At 76.7% G+C, this 16,091-nt stretch carries 15 protein-coding genes; 4 read left to right on the top strand and 11 right to left on the bottom strand.

The window, feature by feature from the left end:
• Positions 1-373 precede the first annotated feature (373 nt).
• Complete coding sequence (locus MHY85_RS02845) at positions 374-1,993, top strand: methyl-accepting chemotaxis protein (RefSeq protein WP_239192954.1); 1,620 nt, start codon at positions 374-376, stop codon at positions 1,991-1,993.
• A 182-nt stretch (positions 1,994-2,175) separates the two neighbouring features.
• Here MHY85_RS02845 and MHY85_RS02840 read toward each other — a convergent pair whose 3' ends face one another.
• On the bottom strand, positions 2,176-3,027 hold the full coding sequence (locus tag MHY85_RS02840) for a GNAT family N-acetyltransferase (RefSeq protein ID WP_239192951.1): 852 nt from the start codon (positions 3,025-3,027) through the stop codon (positions 2,176-2,178).
• 203 nt (positions 3,028-3,230) lie between these two features.
• Here MHY85_RS02840 and MHY85_RS02835 point away from each other — a divergent pair, with 203 nt between their 5' ends.
• Complete coding sequence (locus tag MHY85_RS02835; protein ID WP_239192948.1) at positions 3,231-4,343, top strand: glycoside hydrolase family 99-like domain-containing protein; 1,113 nt, start codon at positions 3,231-3,233, stop codon at positions 4,341-4,343.
• Positions 4,344-4,346: 3 nt separating this feature from the next.
• On the opposite strand, the gene MHY85_RS02830 is transcribed toward MHY85_RS02835, so the two are convergent.
• Positions 4,347-5,522 carry a GDSL-type esterase/lipase family protein gene (locus MHY85_RS02830; RefSeq protein ID WP_239192945.1) on the bottom strand — a complete coding sequence of 392 codons (1,176 nt, stop codon included), beginning with the start codon at positions 5,520-5,522 and terminating at the stop codon, positions 4,347-4,349.
• Complete coding sequence (locus tag MHY85_RS02825; protein WP_239192942.1) at positions 5,519-6,109, bottom strand: TetR/AcrR family transcriptional regulator; 591 nt, start codon at positions 6,107-6,109, stop codon at positions 5,519-5,521. The genes MHY85_RS02830 and MHY85_RS02825 overlap by 4 nt, the downstream gene beginning before the upstream one ends.
• A 62-nt stretch (positions 6,110-6,171) precedes the next feature.
• Here MHY85_RS02825 and MHY85_RS02820 point away from each other — a divergent pair, with 62 nt between their 5' ends.
• Positions 6,172-7,029: an HAD hydrolase family protein gene (locus tag MHY85_RS02820; RefSeq protein WP_239192939.1), complete on the top strand. Its 858-nt coding sequence runs from the start codon at positions 6,172-6,174 to the stop codon at positions 7,027-7,029.
• Positions 7,030-7,149: 120 nt separating this feature from the next.
• A complete protein-coding gene (locus MHY85_RS02815; RefSeq protein ID WP_239192937.1) occupies positions 7,150-7,605 on the top strand; it encodes a hypothetical protein in 456 nt (151 codons plus the stop codon).
• Positions 7,606-7,811: 206 nt separating this feature from the next.
• Here MHY85_RS02815 and MHY85_RS02810 read toward each other — a convergent pair whose 3' ends face one another.
• From MHY85_RS02810 to MHY85_RS02775, 8 genes are all read right to left on the bottom strand, one after another.
• Entirely contained in the window at positions 7,812-8,081 is a 270-nt protein-coding gene (locus MHY85_RS02810) for a hypothetical protein (protein WP_239192934.1), read from the bottom strand.
• A 189-nt stretch (positions 8,082-8,270) separates the two neighbouring features.
• Positions 8,271-9,473 carry an acyltransferase gene (locus MHY85_RS02805; RefSeq protein ID WP_239192932.1) on the bottom strand — a complete coding sequence of 401 codons (1,203 nt, stop codon included), beginning with the start codon at positions 9,471-9,473 and terminating at the stop codon, positions 8,271-8,273.
• 133 nt (positions 9,474-9,606) lie between these two features.
• Entirely contained in the window at positions 9,607-11,235 is a 1,629-nt protein-coding gene (locus MHY85_RS02800; RefSeq protein ID WP_239192930.1) for an MFS transporter, read from the bottom strand.
• A 96-nt stretch (positions 11,236-11,331) separates the two neighbouring features.
• On the bottom strand, positions 11,332-12,468 hold the full coding sequence (locus tag MHY85_RS02795) for a hypothetical protein (RefSeq protein ID WP_239192928.1): 1,137 nt from the start codon (positions 12,466-12,468) through the stop codon (positions 11,332-11,334).
• Positions 12,468-13,451 (bottom strand): signal peptidase I, encoded by a 984-nt coding sequence (locus tag MHY85_RS02790; RefSeq protein WP_239192926.1) that lies wholly within the window; start codon positions 13,449-13,451, stop codon positions 12,468-12,470. Before MHY85_RS02790 ends, MHY85_RS02795 begins: the two co-directional genes overlap by 1 nt.
• Before the next feature lie 137 nt (positions 13,452-13,588).
• On the bottom strand, positions 13,589-14,326 hold the full coding sequence (locus MHY85_RS02785; protein ID WP_239192924.1) for an alternate-type signal peptide domain-containing protein: 738 nt from the start codon (positions 14,324-14,326) through the stop codon (positions 13,589-13,591).
• A gap of 81 nt (positions 14,327-14,407) precedes the next feature.
• On the bottom strand, positions 14,408-15,319 hold the full coding sequence (locus MHY85_RS02780) for a hypothetical protein (RefSeq protein ID WP_239192922.1): 912 nt from the start codon (positions 15,317-15,319) through the stop codon (positions 14,408-14,410).
• Positions 15,320-15,330: 11 nt separating this feature from the next.
• The gene (locus MHY85_RS02775) at positions 15,331-16,002 is read right to left on the bottom strand and encodes an alternate-type signal peptide domain-containing protein (RefSeq protein WP_239192920.1); all 672 of its coding nucleotides are present in this window, start codon (positions 16,000-16,002) and stop codon (positions 15,331-15,333) included.
• Positions 16,003-16,091 lie beyond the last annotated feature (89 nt).

The raw sequence follows: 16,091 nt of genomic DNA, 5'->3' as shown, positions 1-16,091 counted from the left end.
TCGGGTGTGCCCCCCTCGAAGTGTCGGACCCAGGATCGCACGGCCCCACGCCCCGCCGGCGGCCCCAAGGTCCCCGCCGGTGCCGTCCCGCCACGACCTCCCCGGGACCTCCACGGGGTCCACCCGGGACCTCCCGCGCGCGCTCCGGCTCCGAGGGCGCGGCTCCGGCGCGCCCGGCTCCCGGCGCCGAGCGGGCAACCGACACGTCGAGGGGGTACCCGGCGCATGCTCGCTCGACGTGTCGGGTACCCCCTCGCGGGCGGTCCTCGCGGCAGCGCCCGCCCGGTTCACCCGGGCCGATCTCTCCCGCGCGGACCGTCCCTGCCGATGGGACGCGGCGTCCGACCTCCTCCCTCACCCGAACGGCGGTCCCGTGACCAGCAGCTGGAACCGGCAGTCCATCGGCGCACGCATGGCGGCGGTCTTCGGGCTGCTGACCTCGCTCATCGTCGTCGCGATCGCCCTCGGGGTGGTCACGGCCCAGGTGCAGCGCACCTACGCCGAGCGGATCGCGCAGGCCGACCGGGTGCTGCGGCTGGCCGAGGAGGCCCGGTTCCAGATCGCCGACGCCACCGGGTGGCAGGGGCTGGTCGTGGCGGACACCGCGGCGCTGGGCCCCGAGGCGGCGCTCGCCGACTCGGCGTACAACCGCTCCAGCCTGCTCGCCACGGAGGCGGACGTGCGGGCCTGGCTCGCCGACCTCGACACCACCGGGGCGACCGCCGAGGAGCAGGAGGCGTTCGCGGGGCTGGCGGGCGCGTGGGACGCGTTCTTCGCCGGCGACGACGCCGTGGTCGCGCTGCTCGCGACCGGCGCACCCGAGGACTACGCCGCGGCCCTGGAGTCCATCAACGAGGGCGCGGCCGGCGCCTCCTACGACGAGGTGCTGACGCTAGTGGACCGGATCCAGGGCTCGGCCGAGTCCCGGGTGCAGGACCTGCAGGCGCGGCAGCAGGCCGAGCAGGAGCAGGGCCGGGCGGTGCTCATCGGGATCGGGGTGCTCTCGGCGGTGTTCGCCGCGTACGCCGGGCGCAAGGTCACCCGGGACATCGCCGGTCCGGCGGGCCGCATCTCGGAGGTGGCGGCCGCGCTGGCGGAGGGCGACCTGACCCGCCGCACCGGCCTGGACGCGGGTGGCGAGATCTCCCGCGCGGGCAAGGCGCTGGACGACGCCGTCGACGCGGTGTCCGCGCTGGTGGGCGAGGTGGCCCGGACCGCGCAGGGCTCCGAGGCGACGGTGGGCGCGCTGCGCGGGGCCGCGGCGGAGGGCGCCGCCGCCGCACGGGAGACGAGCACCCAGGTCGGGGCCGTCTCGGCGTCCGCCGAGCAGGTGTCGCGCAACGTGCAGGCGGTCGCGGCGGGCGCGGAGCAGATGGGCGCGTCGATCCGGGAGATCGCGCAGAACGCGTCGCAGGCGGCGAAGGTGGCCGCGCAGGCGATGACGGAGGTGGTGGCCACGAACGAGACGGTCGCCCGGCTCGGCACCAGCAGCCAGGAGATCGGCGCGGTCGTCAAGGTGATCACCTCGATCGCGGAGCAGACCAACCTGCTGGCGCTGAACGCGACCATCGAGGCCGCCCGGGCCGGCGAGGCGGGCAAGGGGTTCGCCGTCGTGGCCGGCGAGGTCAAGGAGCTCGCCCGGGAGACCGCGACGGCCACCGAGGACATCGCCCGGCGCGTCGAGGCCATCCAGGGCGACACCGCCGGCGCGGTCGGGGCGATCGACGGGATCTCGCAGGTGATCGCCCGGATCAACGACTACCAGCTGACCATCGCCTCGGCGGTCGAGGAGCAGACGGCGACCACGTCCGAGATGTCCCGGGGCGTCGCGGAGGCCGCCGCCGGGGCGGGCGAGATCGCCGCCGGCCTCGGGTCGGTCGCGGCCGCCGCGGACCGCAGCGCGGGCACCCTGGCGCGCGTCGACGCCGACATGGCGCAGGTGGCGGGCGCGTCCCGGGAGATGGCGACGCAGATCGCGGCGTTCCGGGTCTGACGCCCGGCGGGGTCAGCGCCGGCGCGCGGCGCGGACCAGGCTGACCGCGAGCCACACCGCGGCGGCGGCCGTGGTGCCCACCCGATCGTCCCGCCGCACACCGATCCGGCGGGTGGCGGTGCGACGAAGCGTTGGGGATCGCGCGCCCGGCGGGTGGGGTCGGCCAGGCGGCCGCCGCCGGGTCAGCGCGCGCGGCGCAGGTGGTAGTACGGGAGCCGGGCGGTCGGCACGAAGCCGGCGGACGCCGCGACCCGGGCCGAGGCGACGTTGTCCTCGCGGCACGACCACACGGGGGTGAGCCCCGCGCCCCGGACGACGTCGACGAACGCCCGGGCCACGTGGGCGCCGAGTCCCCGGTCCCGGTGCTCCGCCTCCGTCTCGATGCCGATCTCCAGGTCGTCGCCGGTGCGGTAGGAGGCGAACGCGATCGCCCCGACCACGCCGTCGGCCGCGCGCTCGGCCACGACCCCGCCACCGTGCGCGAGAAAGGCGCCGGCGTCCGGCCAGAACGCCGACGGCACCACGGTGCCGCTCCGGTCGAAGTCGGCCGCGGTGGCGGCGCGGATGCGCCAGCCGTCCGGCAGCGGGCGCGTGGGCCGGACCGCGCCCGGGTCGTGGGCGAAGTTCAGCCGCACGTGCCGGGCTGTCGCCCCCGGCGCGCCTGCCTCCGGCGCGTCGAACGGGACCGCGCCGAGCGCGGCGTCCCAGCCGAGCCCGGACCAGCGCGGGTCGATCTGCAGCCACTCCTCGCCGGCCCCGGTGCCGTCCCGCAGCCGCGCCACCACCGCGTCGAACGCCGCGGCCACCCCGGGGCCCCACACCAGCGACATCCCGTACGCGTGCACCACGTGGAAGGCCTGCGGGTCGACCTCCCGGTCCCACCACAGCGTGCCGGCGGCGGAGCCCGCCAGCACCGCCCGGGCGAAGCCGGTGTTCACCGGCACCCGGTCCAGCTCCCGGCCCGCTCGCGCGCGCACGCCCTCGAGCCTGTCCTCCACCCCGTGCCGCACGTCGTCCTCCGCGTCCTCTCCCACGGCGTCGACGCTGGCAGACCGTCCCGGCGCGCCGCCACGGCCACTGCGCGACAAGTGGCCTCGGCCCCGCCGCCCGGACCCGGCCGCCAGGTGAGCGCACCCTTGCGCGCCGCCCGGGCGCGGGAGAACACTCGCGGGCAGGTCCGAGGCCGGCCGGGTGCGGCGCGGCGCGATCCGGGCCGACCGGCCGAGGGGGCGGGCGCATGGATCTCGGAGCACGCGCGATCGCGTTCTACCTGCCGCAGTACCACCCGGTCCCGGAGAACGACGCGTGGTGGGGGCCTGGGTTCACCGAGTGGACCAACACGGTCCGCGCACGCCCGCTGTTCCCGGGGCACCGGCAGCCGCACCTGCCCGGCGACCTGGGCTTCTACGACCTCAGGGTGCCCGAGGCGCGCGCCGCGCAGGCCGACCTCGCCCGGGCGCACGGCGTCGCGGCCTTCGTCTACTGGCACTACTGGTTCGGCGGCGGGCGGCGCCTGCTGGAGCGGCCGTTCGCCGAGGTGCTGGCCTCGGGCGAGCCGACGCTGCCGTTCTGCCTCGCCTGGGCGAACGAGACCTGGACCGGGACCTGGCACGGCGCCCCGGACCGTGTGCTCGCCGAGCAGACCTACCCCGAGGGCGACGACCACGCCCACCTGACGGCGCTGCTGCCGGCCTTCCGCGACGAGCGCTATCTGCGGGTCGGCGACCGGCCGGTGCTGGTCGTGCACAAGCCCGGCGAGCTGCCGGACGCCCGGCGGTTCGTGGACCGCTGGCAGGCGCTCGCCCGTGCCGCGGGGCTGCCGGGGCTGTACCTCGTCGCGGAGGTCTCGGACTGGTTCGACTGGGGCGAGGGCTTCCCGGACGCGGAGGCGGTGGGCTTCGACGCCGGTATCCAGATGCGGCTGCCGGTGCGGTTCGGGCGCCGGGAGTTCTGGCGACGGCGGATCGGGCGGCGCCTGGGCCGCGGGCCGGAGCACTACCCCGTCGACCCGGGCTTCCTGGAGCGCCGGCCCCTGCCCCCGACCCGGCAGCCGTGCGTCATGCCCAACTGGGACAACACCCCGCGCTCCGGCCGCCGGGGCATCGTGATGACCGGATCGTCGCCGGACGTGTTCCGCCGGCACGTGGCCGACGCGACGGCGCTGCTCGCCGGCCGCCCGGAGCAGGAGCGGCTGCTCTGGGTGAAGTCGTGGAACGAGTGGGCCGAGGGCAACTACCTCGAGCCGGACGCGGAGCACGGCACGGCGTGGCTCGAGGCGCTGCACGAGGGGCTGCAGGTGCCGGCGACCCGGGTCCCCGCCGGGCGGGCGGCGGACCCGGCGCCGGCCTGACCGTCAGTCGGCTGCCCGCGCGCGCACCCCGCCGAACGGCCCGCCGGCCCCGAACGCGGACGCCGCGAACCGCTCGCCGATCAGCCGGTGCGTCGCCGCGTCCGGGTGCAGCGCGTCGGGGAGCGGGTGGGCGTCGGCATCCGCCGCGCCGTACAGGGACAGCCCGTCGAGCAGGTGCAGGTGCGGGTCGTCCGCCCGGCGCCCGACCACCGCCGCCAGCGCGTCCCGGACGACCCGCAGCGTGAGCCGGCCGTTCGAGAGGTCGGAGCCGCCCGCGGCGACGAACTGCGCCCGGCCGGCCGCAAGGGCGGCCACGTCGAACGCCCCGGGGCCGGGGGTGTCCTCGTGGATGCCGCAGAAGATCGGCGTCAGGAGCACGAGCGGGGTGTCGGGGTGCCCGTCGCGGATGGTGTCGAGGAACCCGTGCACCGCCGACTCGAAGGTCCGGCGCCGCATCCCGTCCAGGTTCACGACGTTGATGCCGAGCGCCACGCTGATCAGGTCGGCCGGCGCGTCCCGCACGACGCGGGCGGTCGCCTGGTCGACCAGCGCGCTGCCGCCGAGGCCGAGGTTCCGCAGGTCGGCGCCGCCGAGGCGCGCGGCCACCGCCGGCCAGGTCCCGGCCGGTGTCGCGGCGTTGGAGCCCTGGCTGATCGAGGAGCCGTGGTGCAGCCAGACGGGCCGGTCGTCGGGGGCGGGCCGCACGGGGGCGTCGGCCCGCAGGGCGACCAGCTCGACGGACTCGTTGTGCGGCAGCCACAGCTCGACCACCTTCTCCCCCGCCGGCAGCCCGGTGAACGCGACGGTCTGCGGGTCGCCGGGCAGCAGGGCGGAGGCGCCGGTCGCCAGGTCCGTCTCCACGGCGTCGCCGCCGGTCAGCGGCTGGCTCGCCAGCACGGCGCCGTCCACGACCAGGTCGACCGCGCCGCGCGGGCGGTCGACCTGGCGGTAGGCGAGCCGCGTGGGGTGCACGACGAGCTCGACCGCGGTGGCGGTGGTCGCGAGCGCCACCCGCACGCCGGACGGCTGCGCCTCCATCGCGAGCAGCTGCGGGTCGCCGAGCTGCCGGCCCACCCACGCGGGCAGCCGGTGCGGCCGGAGCCCGCGGGCGGTGCGCTCGAGCTCGGCGGCGCCGCGGACGGTCGCGGCCAGGTCGGGGGTCAGGGGGACGTCGATCATGCGGAGGGATCCTCGGGGTCGGGGGCGGGCCAGGCCCGCAGCACGGTGTCGAGCGCGTCGACCACCCGGTCCCACGAGTCCGCGGGGGCCGGGGCGCTGTGGTCGAAGCTGCCGATGCGCTCGAGCTGGACGAAGCCGTTGATGGTGCTGCCGAGCAGCCGGATGACGTGCACGCGCTGGTCGGACGGGACGGCGTACCCGCGGAGCAGGGCGTCGGTCAGCGCCACGACGTCGACCGCGGACGGTGCGGCCACCGCGGCGGGCCCGGCGCGGCGCTGCATCGCGGCCCACCGGCCGGGGTGCTCGCGGGCGTAGTCGCGGAACGCGTCGGCGTACCCCCGCAGGGCGTCGCGCCCGGAGCGCCCGGCCACGCCGGTGGCGATCCGGGACGCGACCTCGCCCATCGCCAGCGCGGTGACGCCGTCGAGCAGCGCGGCGCGGTCCCGCACGTGGGCGTAGAGGCTCGCGGTCTGCACGCCGAGCCGCCGGGCGACGGCGGACAGCGTGAGCGCGTCGAAGCCGGCCTCGTCGGCCAGCGCCGCGGCGTCGGCGACGACGCGGGCGGGGGTCAGTCCGGCGCGGGTCACGGCGCCAACCTACACCCTTTAGGCAGTTGACTGACGGGCATAGGAGTCGTCGGTGCGAGAGAATGACCGGCGTGACTGCTGCGCCCTCGGCCCCCCGGATCGTGTTCCTCGACGTCGACGGCACGTACGCGCACCACGGAGAGGTCCCGCCCGCCCACGCGCGGGTGGTCCGCGAGGCCCGGGCCCGCGGGCACCGGGTCCTGCTGTGCACCGGCCGCCCGAAGGCGATGCTCCCCGAGCAGCTCCTCGCCGCGGGGTTCGACGGGATCGTCGCCTCCGCCGGCGGGTACGTCGAGGTCGACGGGGTCGTGCTGCGGGACCAGCGGTTCCCCGCCGACCTGGCCGCGCGCGCGATCGAGGTGCTGGACCGGCACGACGCCGCCTACCTGCTGGAGGCTCCCGACGCCCTGTACGGGCGGCCCGGCGTGGACCGCCGGCTCGGCGAGCTGCTCGGCGGCCACTTCGGGCGCGACGACGGCGGCACGGACGGCGCGGCGAGCCCGCTCGAGATCCTCAAGGCCCTGCGCACCCCGGACGACCTCGGCGCCTGCTCGTTCGCGAAGATCACCTACTTCGGCGCGGCGATCCCGTGGCCCGAGCTCGGCGCGGAGCTCGGCGACCGGCTCGGCATCCTCCCCAGCTCGATCGCCGCGATGGGCGACGCCGCCGGGGAGATCTACCTGGTGGGCGTGCACAAGGCGCTGGGCATCGAGGCGGTGGTCGAGCACCTCGGGGTCTCGCGCGAGGACGTGATCGCGTTCGGCGACGGGCTCAACGACCTGGAGATGCTGGAGCACGCCGGCACGGGCGTCGCCATCGAGGGCGCGGACCCGCGGGTGCTGGCGGTCGCGGACCTCGTCGTGCCCGGCCCCCAGGTCGACGGCCTGGTGGAGGGCTTCGCCCGGGTGGGGCTGGTCTGACTCCAGCGCGGGGTGGCGATCGCCGACATCGGCGGTTCGGCGCGAGATCGGTGCCTACAACGACCGATCTCGGGTCGAAGCACCGACCTCGCGGCCCCGAGTGGCCTAGCGTGGCCGATCGTGAGCCTGCCCAGCGCCCCGCCGCCCCCGCCCGCCGCGCCGCGGGAGCCGCGGCTCGTGCCGCCCTCGACCGCCGCGCACCTCGCCGTGCGGATGGTGCTGCTGGCCGCCGTGCTCGGCTCGGTCGCGTACGCGCTGCTCCGGCCCGGCGGGGCCGGCGGCGCGGACGCCCGGTCGTACGGCGCCCCGGACGCGCTGCTCGCGCTCGGCGCGCTCGTCGCGCTGACCGCCTCGATCATCAGCGGCCCGGAGCCGCGGCTCGCGACCCGGTGGGCGTGGTTCTGGCTGGTCGCCTACGTCTGGCCCGCCGCGGTCGTCTACCTGCTGCTGGAGCCGACGGCCGCCTGGCGGCGGGAGCCGGCGACGGCACCGCGCCGCCGGCTCACCGGCGGCTGGGCGTTCCTGATCGGCGCGCTGGTCGGCACGCCCCTCACGGCCCTGCTCGCCACGCGCTGACCGCCCGCCCCGCCCGCCGCGGGCCGGACGCCCGCGCCCGACCGGGGGGCGCCGTCCGAGGCCGCCGAGATAGGGCCCGCGCGCCCAGATAGGACCTGCCACGGTCCTATCTCGGCGGGACGGTCCTACCTCGGGCGCGTCGGCGAGGCGGCGCGTCGGCGGGGCGGCGCGTCGGCGGGGCGGCGCGTCGGCGGGGCGGCGCGTGGTCACCAGCCGGCGACTCGGCGGAGGCCCTCGGCCGGGGTCAGCTGCACGAGCGCGAAGCCGCCGGCGTCCTCGACCTCCAGGCTCACCGCGACGGCGCGGCCGCGCTGGTGCCGGGCGACCCACTCGAGCACCTCGAGCACGTCGCCGCCGTCGACCAGCCGCCAGCGCTCGGCGGGTGCGCCCGCCGAGGCCAGGAAGTCCACGACGTACACCGGGTGCTCCACCTGGACCCACGAGTACCGCGTGCCCACGTCCCGTACCGCCTGCATCCGCCAGCCCTCTCCCGCGCGCGACCGATGGCACCGAGTGTGGCCGCCGCAGATGAACGCCGGGCGTCCGGGAGATGGGGACTTCCTGTGCGGGAGCCCGGCCGCGTCGAGATCGGCGGTCCCGCCCGAGATCGGTGCCTGCACGCGCCGATCTCGGCGCGAACCGCCGATCTCGCCGTGCCCGCCGGGTCAGGCCGCGGCGACGGGGTGGCGCCCCCGGCCCAGGCGCGCCCCGACGGTGCGGGACAGGCGGTGCGACGGGCGCTCGACGGCCCGGAAGAACGCCTCCGCCAGCAGCAGCGACACCGGCACGGTGAGCAGCAGCACCGCGGGCGACGTCCACCCCGTGAGGTAGCCGACCGCCACCACCACGGGCTCGTGCACCAGGTACAGGCTGAACGACCGCGTGCCGAGCCAGCGCACGGCGGGGTGGCTCAGCGGCCGGGCGAGCGGGCCGAGCGCGGCGACCACGAGCAGCCCGGCGCCGGCGGCCTGCAGCACCCGGGTCAGCGCGACGACCGCCGTGGGCACGTCCGCCCGGGCCCCGGCGAGGTCGAGCAGCCAGTAGCTCGTCGTCAGCAGCACGGCCGCGAGCAGCACCCCCGCCCAGGTCCCGCGCCCCCACCGGGCGGTGACCGCGGCGAGCCGGTCGCGGCCCGCGGCGAGCACGCAGCCGAGTGCGAACAGCGGCAGCTGGTACGCCGCGCCGAGCGCGTAGGGCGCGTCGACGGGGCCGGTCGCCGCGCCGAGCCACGCGATCGCGGCGAGCGCACCGAGCACCAGCGGCGCCCAGTGCCGCAGGCGGGTCGCGGCGACGACGAACAGCGGGAGCAGCAGGGAGAACAGCACCTCCCAGCGCAGGGACCACAGCGCGCTGATGGTCGACCCGGCGGGTCCGACCACCAGCAGCAGGTCGCCGAGCACCCCGGCCCGGCCGACGTCGCCGTGGTAGGTCAGCCACGGGCTGAGCCCGGCGGTGTCGCCCGCGGGCACGGCGAGGCGCAGCGCGACGGCCAGCACCACGGCGGCCCACACCGGCAGGTACAGGCGGAGCAGCCGCTGCGGGTAGTACGGGCCCCAGCGGTGCGACGGGCGGGTCGCGGCGGCGGTGAGCACGAACCCGCTGAGCACGAAGAACACCTGCACGGCGACCTCGCCCTCCCACAGCAGGTGCAGCGGCGTGGCCGACGCGACCTGGACGAGCGCGCTCCGCGGGGCGGCGGGGTCGTCGTGCACCGCCATCAGCGCCGGGGTCAGCAGCAGCGAGTGGTGGACGAGGACGACGAGGGCCGCGACGCCGCGCAGGCCGTCGAGGCCCGGCAGCCGGCCGCCGGCCGCGCCGGCGGCCGGGGCGCCGGGGACCGGGCCGCGGACGGTCGTGGGGACGGACATCGGCACCTCCGGGTCGGGGCCGGCCCGGGCGGCCGACGGCGCCCGGCGTCGCGACCCGAGGCTGTCGTTGATATCCCAGAACCCGCGGGCGCCTGTCCGTTTTGCATAGATTTCGCCCGATCGGACGCACCGGTCAGCGCGACCGGTCCGCCGCCTCCCCGGGTCGGTACCGCGGCAGCCGGCTCGCCGGCAGCGCGGCGACGGCGCTCAGGCCGGCGAGCACCAGCAGCCCCACCCGCAGCGTGTCCAGCCGGACCTGCTCGTTGACGGCCACGGCCGCGTCGACCTGCGCCGGGTCGGCGTCGGTCCGGGTCCGCAGCGCCTCGCGGAGGTCGTCGTTGCTGACGAAGTCGACCGAGTCGAGGTCGACCTGAGCGACCAGCGACGGCGGCAGCTCCGGGTGCGCGAGCACGGCCCGCCCCACCCCGATGCCGAGGATGGTGACGAGCAGCGCGCCGACCAGGGCGGTGCCGACGGCCGACGCGAGGTTCTGGGTGGTGCCGCGGATGGCCCCGACATCCCCCGCCTGCTGCCGGGGCGCGGCCGTGACGAGCACGTTGAACACGATCGTGACCAGAGCGCCCTGGCCCACGCCGAACACCACCAGCCCGAGGACGGTCGGCAGCGTCTCCCAGTTGTTCGTCACGACCAGCGACAGCCAGGTGAGCGCGGCGGTGGTGAGCCCGAAGCCCACGAGCGCGATCGTGCGCGGCGGGAACCGGCCGTACAGCCGGACGACGAGCGTCGCGACGACGAACACCGTGAGGTTGAACGGCATCATCGCCAGGGCGGTGTCCAGCGGCGTGCGCCCCTGCACGATCTGGATGTAGAGCGGGACGGTGAAGTTCAGCGCCGCCTCCAGCGCGACGACCGTGAACATCGCGTAGACGGCCGCGCGCTCCTGCGGCGACCCGAGCACCGACAGGTCGACGAGCGGGGTCCGCCCGGACGCGACCCGGCGCCGCGTCCACCGCACGAACGCCTGCCCGAGCACCACGCCGACGACCACGAGGACCGGGGCCGGCGACACCCCCGCCACGTCGAACGGCGCGTCCGGCGCGGCGAGCAGCAGGCCCCAGGCGTCGAGGTTCTGGAAGCCGACGGACACCAGGGCCACCCCCGCGCCGACGAGCACCGCGCCCACCGCGTCGATCCGGACGGTCGGGTCGCCGGGCACCGGGTGCAGCCGGGTGCTCAGCACGAGCACGGCGACCGCGAGCGCCAGCGCCACGCCGAACACGGGCCGCCACCCGACGAGCGTGCCCAGCACCCCGCCGAGCAGGAACGCGGCGACCCCGGCGATCGCGCGGGCGGACCCGAGGGAGCCGATCGCGGTGGCCTGCTGGTCGCCGGCGTAGCTCTGGGCGATCAGCGCGACCAGCGAGGGCACGATCACGGCCGCGGAGGCCCCCGCGAGCGCCTGCGCCGCGATCACCCAGCCGACCGAGGGGGCGAGCAGCATCAGCAGGCTGGACACCGCGAACGTGGCGACCACGACCCGGAACGCGCGGACCCAGCCGAGCCGCTGGCCGACCTTGGCCCCGGTCATCACCAGGGCGGCGACGAACAGCCCGTAGGTCACGATCGCACCGCTGACGGCCGTCGGGGGCACCCCGAAGTCGGCGACCATGCCGCCGATGGACACCGGCAGGGACGCCAGGTTGAAGGCCATCAGCACCTGCGCGAGGAACAGGCAGACGAGGGGCAGCCACGACGCGCGCCCCTCCGCGCGCGGCGTGGCCGCCCGGACCTCCTCGCTCATGCCCCGGCTCCCCTCCCGGCCGCGCGGGCCGCGCCCCCGCGGGGCTGGTGGGCCCAGGGTGCTCCCACCAGGGCGGGAGCGTCCAGGCGGCGCGCCTCAGCGGGCCGCGGGGCCCACCGGCTCCTGCTCCCGGTCCTGGACGCCGAGCCGCGGGCGTCCCCAGCAGTCCCCGCACTCGACGGTCCGGGTGCCGTCCTCGGCGTGGTGCACCGTCCACCGGTCACCCCGGTCGACGCGCCCGCCGCACACGTCGCACGCGGTGCGCCGCCGGTTCAGGGCCAGCAGCATCCAGCCGGCCAGCAGCAGGCCGAGCAGCAGCAGGACCGCGCCGAGCAGGTGGGACCCGGTGACGGCGAGGCCGCCGTCGGGGCCGGGCTCCGCGGGCTCCTCGGGGTCGACCGGCTCCGGCGGGACAGGAGCCGGGTCCACGCCGGTCTCGCCCTGGAGGTGCGCCAGGACGCGGAAGTGCAGCGTCGTCGAGTCGTCGCCACCGCGGTGGCCGGTCTCGGACGCCGGCATGGTGAACCCGACCGTGACGGGCACGGTGCCGCCCTCGGGGACCCGCACCTCGGCGATCGTCGGCTGCTTCTCGGAGTGCAGCACCGCGAACTGCTCGGAGCCCTCGACGCCGGCGACGTCCCAGTGCAGGTCGATCGCCTCGCCCAGCCCGGGGTTCGGCGAGCCGGCGGGGACCGTCTCGTCGAGCAGCAGGTCGACCGAGAGGACCGCGTCCTCCGGGCCCGCGTTGCGCAGCGTCAGGGTGCGCTCGACGCGGTCGCCGGGCGAGGCGACCCGGTCGCCGACGAAGTCCGCCTCGACCGTGGTGTACCGCTGCCCGGACCAGTCGAGGTGCACGGTCGGGCCGTCCCACTCGCCGACGACGGCGCCCTCGACGACCGTGCCGTCCCGGCCCGTCGCGCCGCCGTCCGCGCCGTCCCCGGCCGCCACGGCCGTCTCGGTGCCGGTGGTCGCGCCCGAGCCGGCCGCCCCTCCGGACGAGCCGGACGACCCGGAGCCGCCGGCGGTGCCGGAGCCGGTGGTCGCGGCCAGGCGCTCGCCGGTGATCGGCGTGATGCCCGCCGCCGTCAGCGCGCCCGCGCCCGTCAGCAGGAGCACGAGCGCCAGGATCCAGGCGAGCGTGCGCCCGCGCTGGGACAGGCCGCCCCCGTCGACGCGGAGCACCTGGGGCTGCGCCCCGGGGCCGGTCGGGAGGACCACGGTACGGGAGGACATCACGTCTCGATTCGGTCGAGCGGCTGTGCGGGAAGGGGCGCCAGCACGGCGACCGGTGCCGTCGGCGGCTGGGGGTCGTGCTCGGGCTCGCGGTCCGCGACGAGGTCGCGGCCGAGGTCGCGGAGCACGGGGTCGAGGTCGCGGAGGTCGGGCTCGCGGTGCAGGTCGCGCTCGAACCAGGCCGGGCCGGCCTGCAGCCGGGCCAGCTCCAGCTCGCGCTCGCGGAGCTCCAGCTCGCGCTCCCGCAGGTCGAGGTCGCGCTCCCGTAGTGCGCGCTCGTGGGCCAGGTCCTCGGCGTCGAGGGCGGGCGCGGTGGGCGCGGGCGCGGTGGGCGCGGGCGCGACGTCGACGGGGACGCCGCCGAGGCCCGCGGGCCCGTCGGTGCCGCCCGGCGCCGCGTAGATCCGGGTGCGGGGCTTGCGCATGCTGGAGGCGATGCCGAGGGCGACCAGCGCGAGCGCGGCGACGACGACCACCGTCCGCACGTTGTCGCCGACCCACTGCCGGGCCCAGCCGAGCTTCGGCACGCCGTACTGGAAGACGCCGCGGACCTGCTCCGGCGAGACGGGGTCGTCGACCGCGGAGTTCGCGTCGCCCTGGGTGACGAGCCGGCAGGAGGTGCCGTCGTCGAAGGTGCCGATGGTCTTGCCGATCACCCGGTGGCTGATCAGCGCCGGGTCGTTCGGCTCGGGGAAGAACGTGACGATCTCGCCGACGCCGACCTCGGCGCAGACCTCGGCGGCGTCGACGCCCTTGACGACGATCACGTCGCCGGGCGCGAAGGTGGGCTCCATCGAGCCGGTGAGCACGGTGAGCGAGGCCCCGCCGGACAGCCGGGGCACGACGGCCAGCGCGATCACCAGGCCGATCAGCACCAGCGCCAGGGCCGTGCCGACCGCGTGGCCGGCGATCCGCCATGGCGAGTCGTACCAGGCTCCGGAGACCCGCACCGGGCGGCTCTTCCTGCTGACGCGCGTGCCCATCCGGCGGCTCCTCCTGGCTCGTGCTGCGGTCGGTCGGTCGGGGTCGTGCGGCGGGCGCGTGGCCCGGGTGGCGCGCGAGCGCCGGGACCGGCCGCGCCGCGACCCCGGGAGGGGCCGCGGCGCGGTCGGCGGTGGCGTCAGTCCTGCGGGAGGAACTGCGCGCCGGTGTCGCGGACCTGGTTGAGCGACAGGGTCAGGTTGGACAGCGAGTCGGTCACGGTGACCTCGTCGCGGTCCGGGGTCTCGGCGTCGAACGCGCCGTAGACGACGACCGAGATCTCCTGCGTGGTCTCCTCCATCTGGAGGACCAGGTTGCCGTCGGCGTCCGGCAGACCCGCGTCCTGACCGGCGCGGGGCGCGGCCAGGTACATGAGGGCGGTCTCGCCGTCCGTCGGGAGCTCGGCCTCCGCGGCGAGCAGCTCGCCGCCGAGGTAGACCTCGTAGGTCCAGTCCATCCGCTCGTTGACCAGCGAGTTCTCACCGAAGCCGTCCAGCGTCAGCTGGCCGACCAGGTTGTCGCCCTCGAGGGTGGCCTCGGCGGAGAACGCCGCGGCGACCTTGTCGCCGGGCACGATCCGCCAGGTGTCGGCGTCGTCGATCACGTGGCCGAGCTGGGAGCCGTCCGTGCCGGTCACCGTCTCGGTGGCGTCCGCGCGGTCGGCGGAGACGTCCCAGAACGTGGTGTCCTCGAGCGCGACCAGGTTCAGGTCACCCGCAGTGACCGAACCACCCTGGAAGTCGGCGTCCGCCGACCACAGGGCGAAGGTCGAGCCGCCCAGCAGCAGCGCGGTGCCGCCGGCGACCCAGAGCATGCCCTTGCGGCGCTTCTTCTCCTCGGTGACGACGACGACCGGGGCGTTGGTGGTGGTGCTCATGGTGGTGGTGTTCCTCTCGTTCGGCCCGAGCCGGGCCCTCTGGTGGACCGTTCGACGCCCCGGTGGGGGCTGAACGGGGATCTAGCGGGTGGGGAACCCCGGCTGGTCGCCGGTCCCCACGTCGGGGTTGAGGTTGGTCACGGCGGGGTCGAGCGTGATCACCACGTCGGGCTCCGCCGAGGGGTCCGGGAACAGCTGGGCGTGCCAGCTGTCCTCGTGCTGCACCTCGGTGCCGTCCAGGCCGAGGGCCTCGGCCCACGCCCGGTTGCCGTAGGTGCCGGTCGACGGGAGCGAGCGCGGGACCCCCACGCGCGCCTCCCACTCGTCGACGGCGGTGCGGGTGTTGCCGTCCTCGCCGCGGGCGGCGACGTCGACCCGGTTGGCGTAGAAGCCGTCCGGCTCGTCGAGCCAGTCCATGGCGACGCACCACTCGCGGACGACCTCGTCGCCCGCCTTGTTGGTGCCGGCGGCCTGGAGCACGTCCTGCTCCCCGCCGATCACCAGCACGTTCTTGTGCTCCTCGCCGGGCGGCGTGGCCGGCACGGCGGAGCAGTCGCCGCCGACGGCGGCCGGGTAGAGCTTGACCACGGAGCCGCCGAGCACCGTGCTGTCCGGCGCGACGCCGTCCGCGATGTCGGTGACGGTGCCGTCGCCGGCGACCGTGGAGCCGACGGTGACGTCGAACACCAGGCCGGTGATGCCGAGCGCGGCGCCGGCCGCCTGGAACCGCCAGAACACGGGACCGGGCTGCTCGGTGCCCTCGGGGTCCATGACCCGGACGATCTCCGAGCCCGGGAGCCGCACGGTCACCGGGGCGCCGCCGTCGGACACGACGCGCGAGCCGTCCTCGCCCGGCACCTGGCCGGCGAAGGTCACCGCACCGGTCCGCATGCTCGGCTGCACGCCGTCGCGGCTGTCGGACCACAGCGCCTGCGCGCTCAGCGCGCCGGCCCAGAGCCCGAGCCCGGCCACGACGACCGCGGGGCGGGACACGCGGGGCCGCCTCACTCGGCACCCCCGGTGAACTCGTCGCCCTCGCGGACCTGCTCGAGCGAGATCACGAGGCCGCCGCTGCTCCACACGCCCGCGGCGTCGACCGGGTGGCCGTCCGTCCAGGCGTAGTCGCCCAGGACCTCGACGCGGATCACCACGACCCAGTCCTGCGGCTCCTCGTCGTTGCTGCCGGCCAGGCCGGGCACGACCACGGTCTCGCCGAGCTGGGCGCCGCCCCCCTCGGGCGCGATCGTCATCCCGGCGTCGTTGCGCACCGAGAAGGTGACCGCGATCCGGCCGGAGGCGATGTCGTCGGCCAGCCGGGACTGCGCGGCGGGCCGGAGCCCGAAGCCGCCGGCGAGGTTGTCGCCCACCAGCGTCGTGGTGACCGGCTGGGCGATCTCGACCACGTCGCCCGGCATCGTGAAGAACTCCGCGGGGACGGTGCCGTCGAAGACGCCCTGCTCCCGCTGCACGACGCCCGGGGTGACCTGCTCCCAGGTCGGCTCGCCGACCTCCAGGGCCAGGTCGCCCGACGTGATCGTGCCGCCGGTGTACCGGGCGCTCGCGGCCCACAGGGCGAGCGTGCCGCCCAGGAGGAGCAGCGCGGCCGCGAGTGCGGCGACCGCCGGCGCGCCGAGCCGCGTGATCCGCGGCGCGGTGGTCGTGGTCCGTGCGTTCATGTCCTCCTCCTTCCCGTGGAGCCGGTCCTGCTCGGCCTTGCTGATGTGTCCATCCTTGGGCGGCCCGCAGGCCGTTCAGGGGGCCTCTC

It is taken from the genome of Cellulomonas sp. ACRRI, assembly GCF_022346185.1.
Classification (GTDB): domain Bacteria; phylum Actinomycetota; class Actinomycetes; order Actinomycetales; family Cellulomonadaceae; genus Cellulomonas.
The sequence above is the reverse complement of the archived record's forward strand: the minus strand, read 5'-3'. Positions and strand labels throughout refer to the sequence as shown.

Coding starts and splice junctions, on each gene's coding strand:
- MHY85_RS02785 (WP_239192924.1), bottom strand. CDS start 14,326: ATGAGCACCACCACCAACGCCCCGGTCGTCGTCGTCACCGAGGAGAAG.
- MHY85_RS02810 (WP_239192934.1), bottom strand. CDS start 8,081: ATGCAGGCGGTACGGGACGTGGGCACGCGGTACTCGTGGGTCCAGGTG.
- MHY85_RS02790 (WP_239192926.1), bottom strand. CDS start 13,451: ATGGGCACGCGCGTCAGCAGGAAGAGCCGCCCGGTGCGGGTCTCCGGA.
- MHY85_RS02830 (WP_239192945.1), bottom strand. CDS start 5,522: ATGATCGACGTCCCCCTGACCCCCGACCTGGCCGCGACCGTCCGCGGC.
- MHY85_RS02800 (WP_239192930.1), bottom strand. CDS start 11,235: ATGAGCGAGGAGGTCCGGGCGGCCACGCCGCGCGCGGAGGGGCGCGCG.
- MHY85_RS02795 (WP_239192928.1), bottom strand. CDS start 12,468: ATGTCCTCCCGTACCGTGGTCCTCCCGACCGGCCCCGGGGCGCAGCCC.
- MHY85_RS02820 (WP_239192939.1), top strand. CDS start 6,172: ATGACCGGCGTGACTGCTGCGCCCTCGGCCCCCCGGATCGTGTTCCTC.
- MHY85_RS02805 (WP_239192932.1), bottom strand. CDS start 9,473: ATGTCCGTCCCCACGACCGTCCGCGGCCCGGTCCCCGGCGCCCCGGCC.
- MHY85_RS02835 (WP_239192948.1), top strand. CDS start 3,231: ATGGATCTCGGAGCACGCGCGATCGCGTTCTACCTGCCGCAGTACCAC.
- MHY85_RS02775 (WP_239192920.1), bottom strand. CDS start 16,002: ATGAACGCACGGACCACGACCACCGCGCCGCGGATCACGCGGCTCGGC.